Annotated in this window: 15 protein-coding genes and 2 tRNA genes; 12 read left to right on the forward strand and 5 right to left on the reverse strand. The window is 71.7% G+C overall.

What is annotated here, in order from left to right; translation table 11 throughout:
- Nucleotides 1–72 precede the first annotated feature (72 nt).
- The 9 genes from J2N69_RS17965 (at nt 73) to J2N69_RS18005 (ending at nt 5,128) form a co-directional block, all read left to right on the forward strand.
- Entirely contained in the window at nt 73–756 is a 684-nt protein-coding gene (locus J2N69_RS17965) for a DUF2637 domain-containing protein (RefSeq protein ID WP_230901690.1), read from the forward strand.
- 16 nt (nt 757–772) lie between these two features.
- Nucleotides 773–964 carry a mobile element transfer protein gene (locus J2N69_RS17970; RefSeq protein WP_230901691.1) on the forward strand — a complete coding sequence of 64 codons (192 nt, stop codon included), beginning with the start codon at nt 773–775 and terminating at the stop codon, nt 962–964.
- A gap of 19 nt (nt 965–983) precedes the next feature.
- On the forward strand, nt 984–1,145 hold the full coding sequence (locus J2N69_RS17975; RefSeq protein WP_230901692.1) for a hypothetical protein: 162 nt from the start codon (nt 984–986) through the stop codon (nt 1,143–1,145).
- A gap of 14 nt (nt 1,146–1,159) precedes the next feature.
- Nucleotides 1,160–1,498 (forward strand): SpdD-like protein, encoded by a 339-nt coding sequence (locus J2N69_RS17980; protein WP_230901693.1) that lies wholly within the window; start codon nt 1,160–1,162, stop codon nt 1,496–1,498.
- A 5-nt stretch (nt 1,499–1,503) separates the two neighbouring features.
- Nucleotides 1,504–2,052 (forward strand): GGDEF domain-containing protein, encoded by a 549-nt coding sequence (locus tag J2N69_RS17985; protein ID WP_230904762.1) that lies wholly within the window; start codon nt 1,504–1,506, stop codon nt 2,050–2,052.
- Nucleotides 2,053–2,144: 92 nt separating this feature from the next.
- The gene (locus tag J2N69_RS17990) at nt 2,145–2,330 is read left to right on the forward strand and encodes a hypothetical protein (RefSeq protein ID WP_230901694.1); all 186 of its coding nucleotides are present in this window, start codon (nt 2,145–2,147) and stop codon (nt 2,328–2,330) included.
- Nucleotides 2,323–3,702 carry a replication initiator protein RepSA gene (repSA, locus tag J2N69_RS17995; RefSeq protein WP_230901695.1) on the forward strand — a complete coding sequence of 460 codons (1,380 nt, stop codon included), beginning with the start codon at nt 2,323–2,325 and terminating at the stop codon, nt 3,700–3,702. Before J2N69_RS17990 ends, repSA begins: the two co-directional genes overlap by 8 nt.
- Nucleotides 3,699–3,905 carry a helix-turn-helix domain-containing protein gene (locus tag J2N69_RS18000; protein WP_230901696.1) on the forward strand — a complete coding sequence of 69 codons (207 nt, stop codon included), beginning with the start codon at nt 3,699–3,701 and terminating at the stop codon, nt 3,903–3,905. The genes repSA and J2N69_RS18000 overlap by 4 nt, the downstream gene beginning before the upstream one ends.
- Nucleotides 3,902–5,128, forward strand: a complete 1,227-nt coding sequence (locus tag J2N69_RS18005) for a site-specific integrase (RefSeq protein WP_230901697.1) — start codon at nt 3,902–3,904, stop codon at nt 5,126–5,128. The genes J2N69_RS18000 and J2N69_RS18005 overlap by 4 nt, the downstream gene beginning before the upstream one ends.
- Nucleotides 5,129–5,204: 76 nt before the next feature.
- On the opposite strand, the gene J2N69_RS18010 is transcribed toward J2N69_RS18005, so the two are convergent.
- Nucleotides 5,205–5,277, reverse strand: a tRNA-Arg gene (locus J2N69_RS18010).
- A 236-nt stretch (nt 5,278–5,513) separates the two neighbouring features.
- Nucleotides 5,514–5,604, reverse strand: a tRNA-Ser gene (locus J2N69_RS18015).
- Between the two features lie 224 nt (nt 5,605–5,828).
- On the opposite strand from J2N69_RS18015, the gene J2N69_RS18020 reads away from it, so the two are divergent.
- Entirely contained in the window at nt 5,829–6,260 is a 432-nt protein-coding gene (locus J2N69_RS18020; protein WP_230901698.1) for an SSI family serine proteinase inhibitor, read from the forward strand.
- 314 nt (nt 6,261–6,574) lie between these two features.
- The gene (locus J2N69_RS18025; protein ID WP_230901699.1) at nt 6,575–11,362 is read left to right on the forward strand and encodes a PAS domain-containing protein; all 4,788 of its coding nucleotides are present in this window, start codon (nt 6,575–6,577) and stop codon (nt 11,360–11,362) included.
- A 59-nt stretch (nt 11,363–11,421) separates the two neighbouring features.
- On the opposite strand, the gene J2N69_RS18030 is transcribed toward J2N69_RS18025, so the two are convergent.
- Complete coding sequence (locus J2N69_RS18030) at nt 11,422–11,997, reverse strand: TetR/AcrR family transcriptional regulator (protein WP_230901700.1); 576 nt, start codon at nt 11,995–11,997, stop codon at nt 11,422–11,424.
- A 136-nt stretch (nt 11,998–12,133) separates the two neighbouring features.
- Here J2N69_RS18030 and J2N69_RS18035 point away from each other — a divergent pair, with 136 nt between their 5' ends.
- Nucleotides 12,134–13,453: an MFS transporter gene (locus tag J2N69_RS18035; protein WP_230901701.1), complete on the forward strand. Its 1,320-nt coding sequence runs from the start codon at nt 12,134–12,136 to the stop codon at nt 13,451–13,453.
- A 24-nt stretch (nt 13,454–13,477) separates the two neighbouring features.
- On the opposite strand, the gene J2N69_RS18040 is transcribed toward J2N69_RS18035, so the two are convergent.
- Both J2N69_RS18040 and J2N69_RS18045 read right to left on the reverse strand, forming a co-directional pair.
- Complete coding sequence (locus tag J2N69_RS18040; RefSeq protein ID WP_230901702.1) at nt 13,478–15,127, reverse strand: long-chain fatty acid--CoA ligase; 1,650 nt, start codon at nt 15,125–15,127, stop codon at nt 13,478–13,480.
- Between the two features lie 133 nt (nt 15,128–15,260).
- A complete protein-coding gene (locus J2N69_RS18045; RefSeq protein WP_230901703.1) occupies nt 15,261–15,842 on the reverse strand; it encodes a SigE family RNA polymerase sigma factor in 582 nt (193 codons plus the stop codon).
- Nucleotides 15,843–16,027 lie beyond the last annotated feature (185 nt).

Here is a 16,027-nt window from a genome sequence, read left to right on the forward strand (position 1 = left end):
CCGCTGGGACCGGGCGGCTGGGCACGACTCCCCGCCCTGTCCCGGCTCCAACCCCGCGAAGGAGGTGAAGACATGGCCCGCTCGATCCGCCCGGACGCCGTACTGATCCAAGCCGTGATCGCTGGTGCTCTGTCCTTCGCCCACTTGCACGACCTTGCCGCCGCTGCCGGGCAGACCGGGTGGAAGGCATGGGCCTACCCCGTCTCCGTCGACCTGCTGCTTGTGGCTGCCTGGCGGCGCCTGCGCAACGGCGGCTCGTCCCGCCTTGCCTGGTGCTGGTTCCTGATCGCCCTGATCGCCTCACTGGGCGCCAACGTCGCCACGGCCGGATTCCTCGACCTCGCCGACCCGCCCGCCTGGCTGCGCTTCGGAGTCGCCGGATGGCCCGCGCTCGCCTTCCTCGGCGGCACCCTCCTCGCCCACGCCCCGACCCCTGCCGGACACCAGTCGCCCGCCCCGCCGACGCCCACAGCCGGGAATGCCAACGAGCCGGACCCTGCCCCGGAACCGAACCCCGCTCCGGTCGCTGCTCCCGACGTAACCCCTGCTCTGCCCACTGCCGACCCGGCACCTGAACCGGCCCCCGAGCCCCTTCCTGCATCCCCCTCGGTCCCGGCCGCGCTGGTCGAGCACGCCCGCAAGGTCGCCGATGCCCACCAGTCCCGCACCGGCACCCCGATCGACAGCGACACCCTGCGCGCCCGCCTCGGCGTCCCGGCCCCCATGGCCGACGCCATCGCCGCCCAACTCACCTGACGAAAGGACAACCCTCATGGGCCTCTTCCGGATCTTCCGCGAACTGCGCCGCGTCGGCCAGGTCACCGTCGGCACCGCACACGGCAAGCGCGGCCACATCGCCTACGTCGCCGCCTGCGCCGCCGACGACTGCGGATGGTCGGCCGAGTACGACAACTCCGCCGCCGCCATGGTCGCCGCCCAGGGCCACCGCTGCCGCGTCCGCTGACACCAGAGGAGACAGACCCATGTCCGTTCCGCTGTGGTTCCTCATCGCCTGCCTCGGCCTGGTCGGCGTCAAGCTCGTCCGCCCGCCCTGGTGGCTCGTGATCGTCCTGCTCCTCGGCGGCTACCTCCTCGCCGACAGCGTCCTTGCCCCCGCCATCGACACCGCCACCACCACCAAGTGAAGGGAGACCAACCCATGTTCGAACCCCGCATCCCGACCAACCCGACCCCGACCGGCGAGACCACCCCGATCATCACCACCACGGCACTGCCCGGCCACCCGCACGCCCCCACCGCGTGCTTCTGCCACAACCAGGCCCCCGCCCCGGCCCCCGTCGTGGCGTCCTCCCGCCCGACCATGCAGATCACCCCCGGCAACGTGCTCGCCCTCGTCGGCGCCGGTACGGCCGTGGTCCTGGTCGTCGGCGCGGTGCTGGTCTCCCTGCTCCTCGCGGTCACCATCACCGCCGTCTCCATCGCGGTCATCACAGTCGTGCTGCGCCTGCTGGTCCGCGACATACAGAAGGGCCGGTGACCTCAATGGACACGACCATGATGGCGGCGGCGGGATTACCGGCCCTGGGCTGGCTCCTGCACAGCGGACTCCTCTGGCACCGTCTGGCCACCGCCCGCCGCGACCCCCTGACCGGCCTGCACACCCGCGCCGGATGGACCGCCCGCGCCGAACGCCTCATCGCCAAAAACCCGAACGCCCTGGTGCTCCTGGTCGACCTCGACGACTTCAAGGCCATCAACGACACCCACGGCCACGCAGCCGGAGACGCGGTTTTGACCGCCACCGCTCAGCGGCTGAGCGACTGGTGTGGGCGCCATGGAATCGCCGCCCGTCTTGGCGGGGACGAATTCGCCGCCATCGTCACCCGCCCCGACGGCACTCCCGACCTCTTCGACCTCTGGTCCGCCTTGGACACCCCCGTCGAGCATCACGGGCACGTTCTGCCGGTCTCCGCCTCGGTCGGCTGCTGCCACTCCGGTTTCTTGCCGGCCCCGACCCTGACCGACGCCCTGTCCGCCGCTGATGAGGCGATGTACGCGGACAAGGGCCACGGCAGGCGCAACACGCGCTAGCGGCCCCCGGGGCGGCCTCGGTCACCAAACTTCCGCCGCCCCGGGCGCCTGAACCCCTCCCAGATCACCGGACCCGAAAGGGAAGTCCCATCATGCCCGAGCACGCCCGACCCGCACCGCGGATCTGCCCCACCTGCGACGGCTTCGCCTCCGTCAAGGTCACCCGCGGCGGACGCGACCGCCACGGCCACCTGCACACCATCACCGCCCACTGCACGGACTGCCACGGCACCGGCCACGCCCGCACGACACGTACGCGGGAGGGCGCCCGTGTCTGACGCGCTGCTCGACCCGACCACCCTCGGCGACCTGCTGAGGGTGGCTTCGGCCGACGACTTCGACCGCTGGCAAGACCAGATCCGCCGTACCGGTGGCTGCTCCGACCCGATCCACCTCACCGGCTGGACGCTGGCCAAGGACAAGACGACCGGCGAAACCCTGCACCACTACTCCACCGACGGTGAACCGGGCGGTCGGCTCCGCCTCGCCTGCGGCAACCGCCGCGCCTCCCGCTGCCCCTCCTGCGCCTGGACGTACGCCGGGGACACCTACCACCTCATTCGCGCCGGACTCGCCGGAGACGACCGCCGCGATATCCCCGTCACCGTTCGCGATCACCCCCGCGTCTTCGCCACCTTCACCGCCCCGTCCTTCGGCCCCGTCCACAACCGGCCCAACCGCGGCGCCTGCCGCTGTGGCGCCCGCCACCTTGCTGACGACCCGGCCCTCGGCACGGCCCTCGACCCGAGCACCTACGACTACGCGGGAGCGGTTCTCTTCAACAACCACACGGGCAACCTGTGGATGCGCTTCACCACACGCCTACGCCGCGAGATCGCCGCCCGCGCCGGACTCACCCAACGCGAACTGAAGGAAGCCGGTCGCCTCTCCTACGGCAAGGTCGCCGAATTCCAGAAGCGCGGAGCCATCCACTTCCACGCCGTGATCCGCCTCGACGGACCCGACGGGCCCGACACCCCGCCCCCGTCATGGGCGAACGTCGACCTGCTCACCGACGCCATCCGCGCCGCCGCCACGCACTCGTACACCTCGGTCTCCGTGCCCGCCGCCGACGACCAACCGGCCCGCACCTTCCGATGGGGCACGCAACTCGACGTACGCCCGGTCAAGGCCTTCGGCGACGGCTCCGACATCACCGAACAAGCCGTCGCCTCCTACGTCGCCAAGTACGCCACCAAAGCCGCCGAGAACACCGGCACCCTCGACCGCCGCATCGGCGAACTCGCCGAACTCGACCGCCACAGCGTCCCCGACCACGCCCGCCGCCTGATCGAAGCGTGCAAGCTGCTCGATCCGCTCTACCCGGACCGACGGCTCTGGGCCTGGGCTCACATGCTCGGCTTCCGCGGCCACTTCTCCTCAAAGTCCCGCCGCTACTCCACCACCCTGGGCGAACTCCGCCAGGCACGCGCCGACTTCCGCGCCGCCCAAGAACGCCAAGCCCTCGGCCTCGACGACCGCGAGCCGGACACCGTCCTCGTCCTGGCCGACTGGCAATACGCCGGCCACGGCCACACCCCCGGCGAATCCGCCCTCGCCGCCACCATCGCCCGGGATCTCCAGCACAACCGCGACACCGCACGCGAAGCACTGCACGACCAACGCGCCTCGGAAGGAGCCGCAGCATGACCACGGCAGTAATACAGCGGAAGTGGCACACCACGGCAGAGGTGGCCGAGATGCTCGGCTACGGCCTCTCCAAGACGAAGATGCTTGTGTTGACCGGCGAGATCCGTTCCATCAAGGACGGCCGCAACCGCCGCATCCTCCCCCGCTACGTAGACGAATACGTCGAACGCCGTGCCCGCGAGGCCGAAGGAGTGATGGCATGAGCGGCAAGCGCGGCAACGGTGAGGGTTCGATCTATCCGTACAAGAACGGCTTCGCCGCCTACGTCTGGGTGACCAAGCCGGACGGCAAACGGGCCCGGAAGTACGCCTACGGCAAGACACGCGAAGAGGTCCACGAGAAGTGGCTCAACCTCCACGCGGAGGCGAAGAAGGGGCCCGTGGCCACTCGGCACCGCACCGTGTCCGCCTTCCTCGCGTACTGGCTCGACTCGATCGTTAAGCCGAACCTCGCCCCGCTCTCCTACGTCTCGTACGAGGGCTGCGTACGCCTCTACATCACTCCCTACCTGGGGGCGAAGCGGCTGGACCGGCTGACCGTCCGGGACGTGCGGGAGTGGCTGACCAAGCTCGCCACCGTCTGTCAGTGCTGCGCTCAGGGCAAGGACGCGAAACGGGCCCCGGCTCGCCGTAAGTGCTGCGCGGTCGGGGGGTGCTGCGAGGCCTACCCGTCCCGTCGGGTTATCCAGGCTTCCCGCGACGCCCTGAGGGCGGCCCTGACGCACGCGGTATCCGAGGAAGAGATCAGTAAGAACGTCGCCTCCCTGGTGAAGGTGCCCAAGCCGCGCCGCCGCCGCATCAAGCCGTGGTCCGTCGCGGAAGCCGGTCAGTTCCTCACCGACGCTGCGGCACGGGATGACCACTTGTTCGCCGCGTGGATGCTGGTGCTCTGCCTCGGCCTGCGTCGGGGTGAGGTCTTGGGCCTGACATGGAAGTCCGTCGACTTCGAGAACGGTGAGCTATACGTCGACCACCAGATCCAGCGCGCCGGGCGCCAGATCCTGCACCGTGAGACCAAGACGGAGGACTCGGACGACTTCCTGCCCCTGCCCGCGCTGTGCCTGAAGGCTCTCCGGATGCGCCGCGTCCAGCAGGAAGGGGACCGCCGCGCCGCTGGCGACGCCTGGCAGGACGGTCACGGCCTGATCTTCACGACGAAGTACGGCACGCCGATCGAGCCGGGCAACATGACCCGGATGTTCGCGCTCCGGGCTCGCCGCGCCGGTCTGCGTGTGATCCCGCTGCGGAATACCCGGCACACATGCAGCTCGCTCCTGGTCGCCCTGAAGGTGCACCCGAAGGTGGCGCAACGCATCCTTCGGCACTCGCAGATCGCTATGACGATGGAGGTCTACGCGGAGGCGAGCGAGGAAGAGGTGCGCTCGGCACTCGATCAATTGTCCGGCGCGATGGACGGCAGCGGTTAGCGCGGTTGCGGTACTTCGCTGCTGTACGGGTAACGCGAGAGGCCCCCGGATCATCTCCGGGGGCCTCTCACCTGTGTGCACTCGGCAGGATTCGAACCTGCAACCTTCTGATCCGTAGTCAGATGCTCTATCCGTTAAGCTACGAGTGCTTGTGCTTCCGGGGTTTTTTCTGCCCCGTCGGCGTTGCGAGAACAACATTACATGACCTGCGCCGTGAGGCGAAATCCGTTTCCCTCACCCGCTCTGAACTGGGCAAACGCCCCCTGGGGCGCAGGGTCGGCCCCGGCGGGCCGCCGTCGGCGTCCGCCCTCGAACACGACCGAAGCCCGAGCCGAACACGACCGAAGCCCCGGTCGCGGACGACCGGGGCTTCGGGTTCAACGTGCGGAGGCGGAGGGATTTGAACCCTCGATGGGCTTTAAGGCCCAAACCGCATTAGCAGTGCGGCGCCATAGACCGGACTAGGCGACGCCTCCAGCTTGCACACCTGCGCGAGCGCGGGGGTGCGTGCAGATGATGACACAGCCAGGCGGGCTGCCACCAATCGCGTCCTCCACGGTACTAGTCGCGCGGCCCGCAGAGCAAAGCGCGGCGCGGCCCCGCAACGTCATGCGGCGCACGGCGTTAAAGGGTGTGGGTCCGTCTTCGGACCCGGTCGTTCACTCCGCCACTCCGTTACTCCGACTTCCGTGGAGCCCTCATGCTGCGCCGCCTCGTTCTCACCGCCGCCGCCTCCGCCGCCGCGCTCTCCGCCCTGCCCCTCCTCCCCGCCACCGCGAACGCCGCCACGCCCGCCCCCGGGCCGATCGACCGGCTCACCATCACCGTCTCCGACTCGGGAGGCGACGGCGAGGGAACGTACGAACTGACGTGCCACCCCACCGGCGGCACCCACCCCGCCGCCAAGCAGGCGTGCGCGCGGCTGGACGAGGTCACCGTCTACGGGACCGACCCGTTCGCGCCCGTGCCGGCCGACAGGATGTGCACGATGCAGTACGGCGGCCCCGCCACCGCGCGCATCAAGGGAACCTGGCAGGGCCGACCGGTGGACGCGACCTACAACCGCGGCAACGGCTGCGAGATCTCGCGCTGGGACAACATGGCACCGGTGCTGCCCCGCGCCTCACGATGACCGGGGCGGACGTCACCTCGTACTGCGCCTCCCGGGGGCGTCACCTCGTACTGACGGCCGACCTCTCCTTGTACTGAGGGGTGACATCTCCTCGTACCGGAGAGCTGACGTCACCGTTCTCCGGGGGTGGCCTCGGGCCTCCCGTGACCAGGTAGTACCGAAAACTCACATCTTCTGCGTGCGACCTCCCTCTCATCCGGCGTCGCGCGGGCAACCACTCCCCGTAGACTCCCTCCCGTGACACGCCACGGGTCGAGCGGCAAGATGGCCTGAGCGGGTCGGCAAGCAGCGGTAACCAGGGAGGAAGCGTCGTCGTGAGCAGCAGGCCATCCCGAGGCGCTGCTCGCCTCGCAGCCATACTCGACGCGCTTCCGGACGCGTTGGTCCTCGTCAACGCCAACGGCACCGTCGTGAACGCGAACGCGATCGCGCTGGAGGCGTTCGAGACGCCGGGCACCGCCCTCGTGGGGCGCGGTCTGCTCGATCTGCTGCCGGAGTTCGACTCCCGGCTCATCCCCGGCTCGATGCGGCGCCCGGACACCATCGACGAGCGCGGCCGCACCAAGCCGACACGGATGACCGCCCGGCGCACGGACGGCACCGAGTTCCCGGTGGAGGTCACCAGCTCCCCGCTGGAAGACGGCCGGCACGCGTACGACAACCACGGCTACACCGGCGACGAGCTGCTGATGCTCGTCGTGCGCGACCTCTCGGGCACCGTGGACACCGAGGCCGAGCTGGCGCGTTCGCAGCGGCAGACCGAGATGATCCTGCGGGCCGCGGCCGAGGGCGTCGTCGGCACGGACACCGACGGACGGGTCGTTCTCGTCAATCCGGCCGCCGCGCAGATACTGGGCTTCCGGGCGAGCGACCTCGGCGGGCAGGAACTGCACCCCCTGGTCCTGCACTCGCGCGCCGACGGCGAACCCTTCCCCTACGAAGAGTCCCCGCTCGCGGACACGCTCCGCTCCGGGCGCAAGCACCGGGTGCGCGGGCAGGTCCTGTGGTCCAAGAGCGGCGCCAAGGTGCCGGTCGACCTCACGACGTCCCCGGTGCGCGACGGCGACCAACTGGTCGGCGCGGTGATGACGTTCACCGACCGCAGGCCCTACGACGAGCTGGCCGAGAAGTACGAGGCCGCCCTCGCGCGACACGCCGAGGAAACGCGCGCCCTCAACGAGCGGCATGCCGAGGAGATCAAGGCGGCGGAGGAGCGGCGCGCCGAGGAGATCAAGGCCGCCGAGGAGCAGCGCGCGGAGGCACTCGCCGCCGAACAGGAGCGGTACGCGGCGCTCGCCGAGCGCGAGAAGGACCGCTTCGAAGAGCTGGCCGAGCGCGAGAAGACGCGGTACGAGAGCCTGGCCGCGCGGCATGAGCAGCTCCTCGCCGTCCTCGGCTCGTCCCTGCGCGGGCCTCTCGACGAACTGCGCCGCGAACTGTCCGCGCTCGCCGCCGACGACGCGGGCCAGCTGTGGCCCGAGGCCAACCAGGTCCTGCACCACCTGTCCGCCGGGTACGCGCGCATGACCACCCTCGTCGACAACGTCCTCGGCTTCCAGCGACTCGACGCGGGCGACGAACAGCTCTCCCGTACGGCGGTCATGCTCGACGCGGTCGTCTCCGCCGGTGTCGAGGGCGCGGTCGAGCTGATCGGGCCCGGGCGGGCACAGTTCGCGGTGCACGCGCCGCCGATCGAGATCGTGGTCGACGCGGGGCGACTCGCCACCGCGATCGCCCATCTCGTCGCGGACGTGGCGGGGATCGACGCCACGGGCAACACGCGCGCGGACGCCGGGATCGTCGCGGCGGGCGGTTACGTCGACTCGACCATCGTGGTGGCCGCGGCCCAGCGCGGCGAGGTCGTCCGCATCGAGGTGCGAGGCCCCTACGCGGGCGGCGACCCGGTGCACGAGCCGATCGTGCGGGGCATCGTGCGGGCCCACGGAGGCGTGCTGCAGACGCACGAGGTGCCGGGTATGAGCGGCAGTGCGTACGTTCTTGAGGTTCCGGTGGGGGCGGGCTCGGCGGAGGCTGGGGGCGCTGGGGGCTCCGCGGGATCTGCGGGTTCTGCGGGAGCTGTGGCTTCCGTTGGATTTGCGGGCTCTGCGGCGTCTGCGGGTTCGGGTACGGGTTCGGGTTCTGTGGGGTCTACGGAGAGTGCCGGTTCGGGGCGGGCTGTCGCGCTGCCGGGTGGTGCTGTCACGTTGCCCGAGCAGGCGTCGGGTGCTGCGGATTCCGGGACTCCCGGTACTGCTGGTGGCGGGCGTCGGCGTGCTCGGCGTCCCTCTACGGACTCCTTCCTGGAGACCGGTGTCTCCGGCGGTACGGAGGGTGCGGCGACCGCCGCGTCGACCGGTACGGGTCGGCGCCGGGGACGGCGCGCGGCAGAGGCCGCCGGTACCGCTCCGGGGAGCCAGGACACCCTTGGGGGCGGCTCTCCCGGGGCCGAGCCGGGGACGGGTCCGTCGACCGCCGCTCCTGCTGCTTCCCCGGCCGGCTCCGTGACTGGCCCGGGAGCGCAGGTGCCGTCTCCGGAGACGGTCAGTGGCGCTTCGGGCGGTACCGGACGGCGGCGTGGGCGGCCGAGTGCCGCCGAGAGCGCGGAGGGTGCGCAGGGTTCGGCGGGTTCGGCAGGCTCCCTCGGCTCCGTGGTGACGGCGGCCGAACACGCGGCCGGGTCCGCGGCGTTGGGCCAGACGGTGCCGCCGCAGGGCGTGCCGGTTCCCGCTGCCGGGACCGGACGTCGCGCACGGCGGGCCGGTGAGCAGCACGCGCTGCCCGCGCTGGCCTCGGGCCCGTCCGAGGCCTCCGGTGCCGCCCCCGGCACGGAACTCGCCGCGGTGGAGGCCGGCCATGGCGACGCCGCGCGCCCCTCGGGACGGCGGGCGCGCCGCGCGCTGGCCGCGGCCAAGGAACGGGCTGCCGCCGAGGAAACCAACAGCGGGCGCGTCTTCGCGCTGCCCCCGGCCGACGCCGACCGTGACCCGTCGAGCCAAGGGCCCGGCGCCCAGGAGACGGTGAGCGCCTACGGCCACGCCGTGCTGAATCAGGACGCGGTGGTCGTGGGCCAGGGCGTGGTGGACCAAGGCGTCGTGAACCCGGCGGGCGTGACCCCCGGTAGCCCGGTTCAGGGACAGGGTCAGGGTCAGGTTGCCGCGGGCGGCCAGAGCCGTATCGGGCACGCCGTGGTGAACCAGGCCGCCGTAAGCCGCCCCGGTCCTGTCGTCGCGACCCCCCTCGGCCAGGGCCACCCGGTCGCCCCGGGCAGCACCGCCCAGCACGCCGCGGCCCCGCACGCCCCCGGCGACGACCACACCCCGCCGCAGCCGCACCCCGCGCAGGCTCCCACCGGCCGCCGCCGCTCGCGCCGCCCGATCACCACGGACCCGGCGGCTTCGGAGAACCCGGCAGCAGCCCCGCAGGTTCCGGGTACCCCGGCAGCCCCCGGCATGCCGCCGGTCCCGCCTGCACCCACAGCCCCGGGCACCCCGGCAGCCCCGAACACCCCTGCACAGGGAACTCCCGCGCAGGGAACGGCCGCGCAGGGAACCCCCGCTCACGGCACGCCCTCCGCACCCGGTGCCCCGCAGAGCCGCCCGGTCGCCGACCCGGGGCCGCTGCCCGCGCCGCAGCCGTGGCCCGACAGCGCCACGCCCGCCGGTGGCGTGCCCGCCCAGGGCAACCCGCACTCCGCGGGCACGCCCGCGCCGGGCGTTCCGTCGCCGGCCCCGGGCACTGCGCTGCCGCCCGAGCGCGGCACCCCGGCGCGCGCGGCCCAGCCGCTGCCCGCCGAAGCCGGGTCCGGTGGCGCCGGTGACCCCAACTCGACGCAGGGGCGCGCCTTCAGCGTGCGTACGCTCGGGCAGGGCGTACCGTTCGGCCAGCAGATCACCGAGCAGCAGGCCCGACAGGCTCCACACACATCGCAGGCGCCGCAGGCCTCTCAGACATCGCAGGCCCCGCTGCCGCCCCAGGCCGCGCAGCCGGAGCAGCCCGTGGCGGGCCCGATGCCGCAGGGTCCGGCCCCGGCATCGCCCGCCCCGGACGGCGCCGCGGAGCCGCCGCGGCAGGCCCAGGCCGCCGCCGCCCCGCAGTCGCAGACCCTCGGCGGCTCCGGACGCAGGCGCCGCCTCGCCACCCCGCCCGAGCCCACGGGCGCCGAGCGCGCGGAGACCCCGGCGCGCCCGCACCCCCAGCCGCACACCCCGCCCCCGGCCCACCCCCAGTCGCGTATCGCGGCCGCCACGGAAGGCGCCGGACGTTCGTACGCGATCGGCGCCCCGGACGAGGACGCGGACGAGGGCCCGGAGCCGCTCGACGGCCCCGGCGGCGCGGTCGAGGTCTCGAACCGGCCCCAGCCCCGGCCGATGGACGACGAACTGCCGCCCGAGCCGCTGGACAACCCGCGCCGCCTCCTGGTGTGGCCCGCGCCGGACGTCACCACCCAGCAGGCGCTCAGCGACCGCGGCTACCGTCCCGTCATCGTGCACTCGCGCGAAGAGGTCGACGCCCAGATCGCGGCGTTCCCGGCGGCGCTGTTCGTGGACCCGCTGACGGGTCCGATCACGCGCACGGCGCTGCAGTCGCTGCGTCAGGCCGCGGTGGCCGCCGAGGTGCCCGTGCTGGTCACGGCGGGCCTCGGCCAGGCGACACGCGAGGCGGCGTACGGCGCCGACCCCGCCGTACTCCTGAAGGCCCTCGCACCGCGTGACAGCGAGCAGCATCCGCCGCGCGTCCTGCTCATCGAGGAGCACGAGGAGATCGCGCTCGCCCTGACCTCGGCGCTGGAACGGCGGGGCATGCAGGTCGCGCGGGCCGCCAGCGACGCGGACGCGGTGACGCTCGCCGCCCAGATGCGGCCGAACCTCGTGGTGATGGACCTGCTCCAGGTGCGCCGCCGCAGGGCCGGCATCATCGACTGGCTGCGCGCGAACGGCCAGTTGAACCGCACCCCGCTGGTCGTCTACACCGCCGCCGTCGACGAGACGGAACTGCCGCGCCTCGCGGCGGGCGAGACGGTGCTGTTCCTCGCGGAGCGCTCCACGAGCACCGAGGTGCAGAGCCGCATCGTGGACCTGCTGGCGAAGATCGGCACCAACTGACGCTGACGTCGGACGGATTCCAGGACGGATTCCAGCAGGTCAGACGGTGGTACGGCGGGTCAGGCGGTGATGCGGCGCACCGCCGCCTTGATGGAGGCGCGCAGCCGTTCCCGCTCGGCGTCGCCCTCCCCGACGAGTATCCGCCGCATCTGCGGGACCGCCGTGGACCAGCCGGCCAGCGCGACCATCATGAAGAGCAGGTGGGCCGCGGGGAGTTCATCGCTGATCACACCCCGGGCCTGGGCTTCGGCGAGCACGGAGACCTTGCGGTCGTAGTGGTCGCGCCGCTCCCGCTCGTCGGGAAGCTCGTCCGTGTCGTACTCGATGCCCTCCCAGAAGAGCAGGCGCAGCAGTTCGGGGTGGGCGGCGTGGTAGTCCATCAGCCGGTCCATCCAGCCGTCCAGGTCGTCCGCGTCGACCGGGTTGGCGACGGCCATGTCCAGCATCCGCTTCTCCAGGACCTGGGCGAACAGCTCCGCCTTGTTGCCGAAATAGGCATAGATGAGCTGCTTGTTGGCCTTCGCCTGACTCGCGATGCGGTCGATGCGGGCACCCGCGATGCCGTACCGGGCGAACTCGGCGACGGCCGCGTCGAAGATGCGTGCCTTGGTGGCCTCGGGGTCTCTCACTGCCATGGGCACAGGGTAAGGGAACCCGTTCGGGTAACCAACTGGTTGGTTGCTTGACACGCGAGCTCGGGCGGGCGCAGACTTTTTCCAACCAACTGGTTGGTTGTCGTGCCCTCGCAGGCCTCGAAGGAGCCCCACGCCCATGCCCCCACATCCGCCCACCTCATCCGCCCCCACCTCATCCGCCCCCACCTCATCCGATCCCACCTCATCCGATCCCACCTCATCCGATCCCACCTCACGGGCGACACCTTCAGACGCGACATCCTCCAGCCCGTTCTCCGTCCCGCCCGGCCTCTTCCTCGTCCTCATCGCGCTCTGCACGGCCGTGACGGCCGCCAACATCTACATCGCCGCCCCGCTGCTCCCGCTGATGGCCCGCGACTTCGGGTCGACGCCGTCGGCCATCGCCTGGATCGCCTCGGTCGCCCAGTTCGGTTACGCCGCCGGGCTGCTGTTCTTCGCCCCGCTCGGGGACAGCGTGAACCGCCGCAAGCTCGTCACGGTGCTCTCCCTCGTCACCTCGGGGGCGCTCGTCCTGGGCGCGGCGGCCTCGGGGGCCACCGCGCTCGCCGCGGCCGTCCTGGTGGCATCGGCCGCGACGGTGGTGCCGCAGCTGCTGGTGCCACTGGTCGCCGAGCGGGCACCCGCGCACCGGCGGGCCAGCCATGTCGCGGCCCTCATAGCCGGGCTCTTCACCGGCATCGTCGCGGCCCGCGTGCTGGGCGGGCTCGCCGGCCAGGCCTTCGGATGGCGTTACGTCTTCCTCGGCGCCGCCACGCTCACGGCTGTGCTCGGCCTCGCCTCGGCCGCCGTACTGCCGGCCGAGAACCGCCGCAGGTCAGGGCCGCTCTTCGCGGGCCTCGCCCACCTCCCCGGCGTGGTGCGCGGCTCCGCCGAGCTGCGCCGCGCCTGCATACGCCAGGCCGGGATGTACGGCGCGTGGAGCGCGCTGTGGACCTCACTCGCACTGCTCCTCACCGGGCACGGCGACGACGGCTATGGGATGACGACCGCCACGGCGGGCCTGTTCGGGCTCTTCGGTCTCGCGGCCAGCGTCGTCGCACCGCTCGCGGGAGGCCTCGTGGACCGGTTCGGCGCCGCGAAGGTCGTCGCGTACGGCTACACCCTCGCGGCGGCCTCGGTGCCCTTGTTCTGGCTGGGCGGTGGAGCGCTCTGGGCCTTGTGCGCGGCGGCGGTCGCCATCCACATGGCGCTGGTCTCCAGCCACGTCGCCAACCAGACCCTGGCACTGACGACCACGTCCACCCCGGCGGTGGCCAACACCGCATACGTGGTCGCCGGGTTCGCCGGCGGCGCCCTGGCCTCCGCGTTCGCGGGCACGGCGTTCACGCACTGGGGCTGGACGGGTGTGTGTGCGGTCGCCGCCCTCTGGCTCGCGCTCGGCTGGGCGACGACCGCGATACGGGTCCGTAAGGCCCCCGGCGCCACGGCCGCGTGACGTCCTCAGATCCACCTGCCGGCGTCAGAGCTGCGTGACGTCCAGCTCCCCGGCGGCGTACTGCTTGCGGAGGACCTTCTTGTCGAACTTGCCGACCGAGGTCTTCGGGACGGCGGGGATGACCGCCCAGCGCTCGGGGAGCTGCCACTTGGCGACACTGGTGGCGAGGAAGGCGCGCAGGGCCTGGTAGTCGGCGGTCGCGTTCTCCTTCAACACCACCGTCGCCAGCGGGCGTTCACCCCACTTCTCGTCCGGCACCGCCACCACCGCGGCCTCGGCGACGTCCGGGTGGGACATCAGGGCGTTCTCCAGCTCGACCGAGGAGATCCATTCGCCGCCCGACTTGATGACGTCCTTCGCCCGGTCGGTGAGGGTCAGGAAGCCGTCGGGGCTGATCACACCGACGTCACCGGTCTTCAGCCAGCCGTCCTCGCTGAACTTGTCCTCGGGCCTCAGTACCTCACCGCCCGCGCCGCCGTAGTAGGCGCCCGCGATCCAGGGGCCGCGTACCTCCAGCTCACCGGCCGACTCGCCGTCCCAGGGCAGGTGGTCGCCGCCGGGACCGACCAGACGGGCCTCGACGGACGCGGGGAAACGGCCCTGTGTGAGCCGGTAGCCGAACTCCTCCTCGGTGCCGATCGCGTGGGCGGGCGGGCGGGCGACCGTCCCCAGCGGGGAGGTCTCGGTCATGCCCCAGGCGTGGCAGACCCGCATGCCGAGCCGGTCGAACGCCTCCATCAAGGACGGCGGGCAGGCCGAGCCGCCGATGGTCACCTGCCCGAGCGAGCTGACGTCCCGCGGCTTCGCGGTCAACTCGGCGAGCAGGCCCTGCCAGATGGTGGGGACGGCGGCCGCGTGGGTGGGCCGCTCCGTCTCGATCATCTCGGCGAGCGGTGCGGGCTGGAGGAAGCGGTCCGGCATCAGCATGTTCACGCCGGTCATGAGGGTGGCGTGCGGCAAACCCCACGCATTTACATGAAATTGGGGCACTACCACCAGGGAGGTGTCGGCGTCGGTCAGCCCCATCGACTGCGCCATGTTGACCTGCATGGAGTGCAGATAGATGGAGCGGTGGGAGTAGACGACGCCCTTGGGATCACCGGTGGTGCCGGAGGTGTAACACATGGCGGCCGCGGCCCGCTCGTCCAGCTCGGGCCAGTCGTAGATGGTGGGCTTACCGGCGAGCAGATCCTCGTACTCGTGCACCCGCGCCCGGGTGCCCGCCAGGAGGGAGCGGTCGCCGGGCCCGGAGACCACGACGTGTTCGACACTCGTCATCTGCGGAAGCAGGGGCGCGAGCAGGCCGAGCAGGGAACCGTTGACGATGATGACGCGGTCGGCGGCGTGGTTCACGATCCACGTCAGCTGGTCCGCGGGCAGCCGCAGGTTGAGGGTGTGGAGGACGGCGCCCATGCAGGGCGCCGCGTAGTAGGCCTCGACGTGCTCAGCGTTGTTCCACATGAAAGTGGCAACAGGCTCGTCGTCCGCCACCCCGAGGTCATCGCGCAGGGCGTGGGCGAGCTGGGCCGCTCGCTCACCGATCTCGCGGTAGCTGCGGCGCTGCGGTGCGCCCTCTCCGGTCCAGGTGATGACTTGCGACGTCCCGTGCACGGTCGAGCCATGTCGGAGGATGCGGGTGACGGTCAACGGTACGTCCTGCATCGTGCTCAGCACGGCGTCCTCCTGGGGCGACATCGCCTACGCGGCGGTAAGGGTTGCGCTGATTCTGCGCGCATACCGCTTGGTATGTCACTACTCCAGTGGATGATCGATCATCAGCCCGAGGTCTCAGCGACCTCAGCGGACCTCAGCGCACCGGTGTGAGTTCCGGGTCGTCGCGGAGCTTGCCGAGCGCGCGCGACACCGCGCTCTTGACCGTCCCGATGGAGACCCCGAGCACCTCGGCGGTCTGGGCCTCGCTGAGATCCTCGTAGTACCTGAGGACGACCATCGCCCGCTGCCGGTCCGGCAGTTTCATGATCGCGCGCCACATCGCGTCCCGGAGCACCTGCTGCTCGGCCGGGTCCCCGGTCGGCAGCACATCAGGTTCCGGCAGCTCGTCACACGCGAACTCGTCGACCTTGCGCTTGCGCCACTGCGACGTGCGTGTGTTCAGCAGGGCCCGGCGCACATAGCCGTCGAGCGCCCGATGGTCCTCGATCCGGTCCCACGCGACGTATGTCTTGGTCAGCGCGGTCTGCAGCAGGTCCTCGGCATCGCTGGGATTCGCGGTCAGCGAGCGGGCGGTGCGCAGCAGTACGGGCTGGCGGGCCCGTACATAGGACGCGAACGACGGGTACGCGAAGGGCCCCGTGGCCCGCGTCGGACCCGTGCCCCGCGTCGCGGCCTTCGATGCGCTGGTGCACACGGACACCATGGATGCGGTCATGGCTCCACGCTAGAAGCGCCCCCTACCACTGCGGATCGGCCCCAAGTCCCGAAGCGGTGTCCGCCTCAGGTTGTACGAGGGGCGTCGGCTCCACCTCCTACAGGTGGAGGAGGCGGAGCACACCCCTGAGGAGCACCCCTGAGGGTTCACCCCCGAGAGCCGCCCCGGCACACGGGCGCCGGGCA

This window comes from Streptomyces huasconensis (genome assembly GCF_021028635.1).
Lineage (GTDB): Bacteria > Actinomycetota > Actinomycetes > Streptomycetales > Streptomycetaceae > Streptomyces > Streptomyces huasconensis.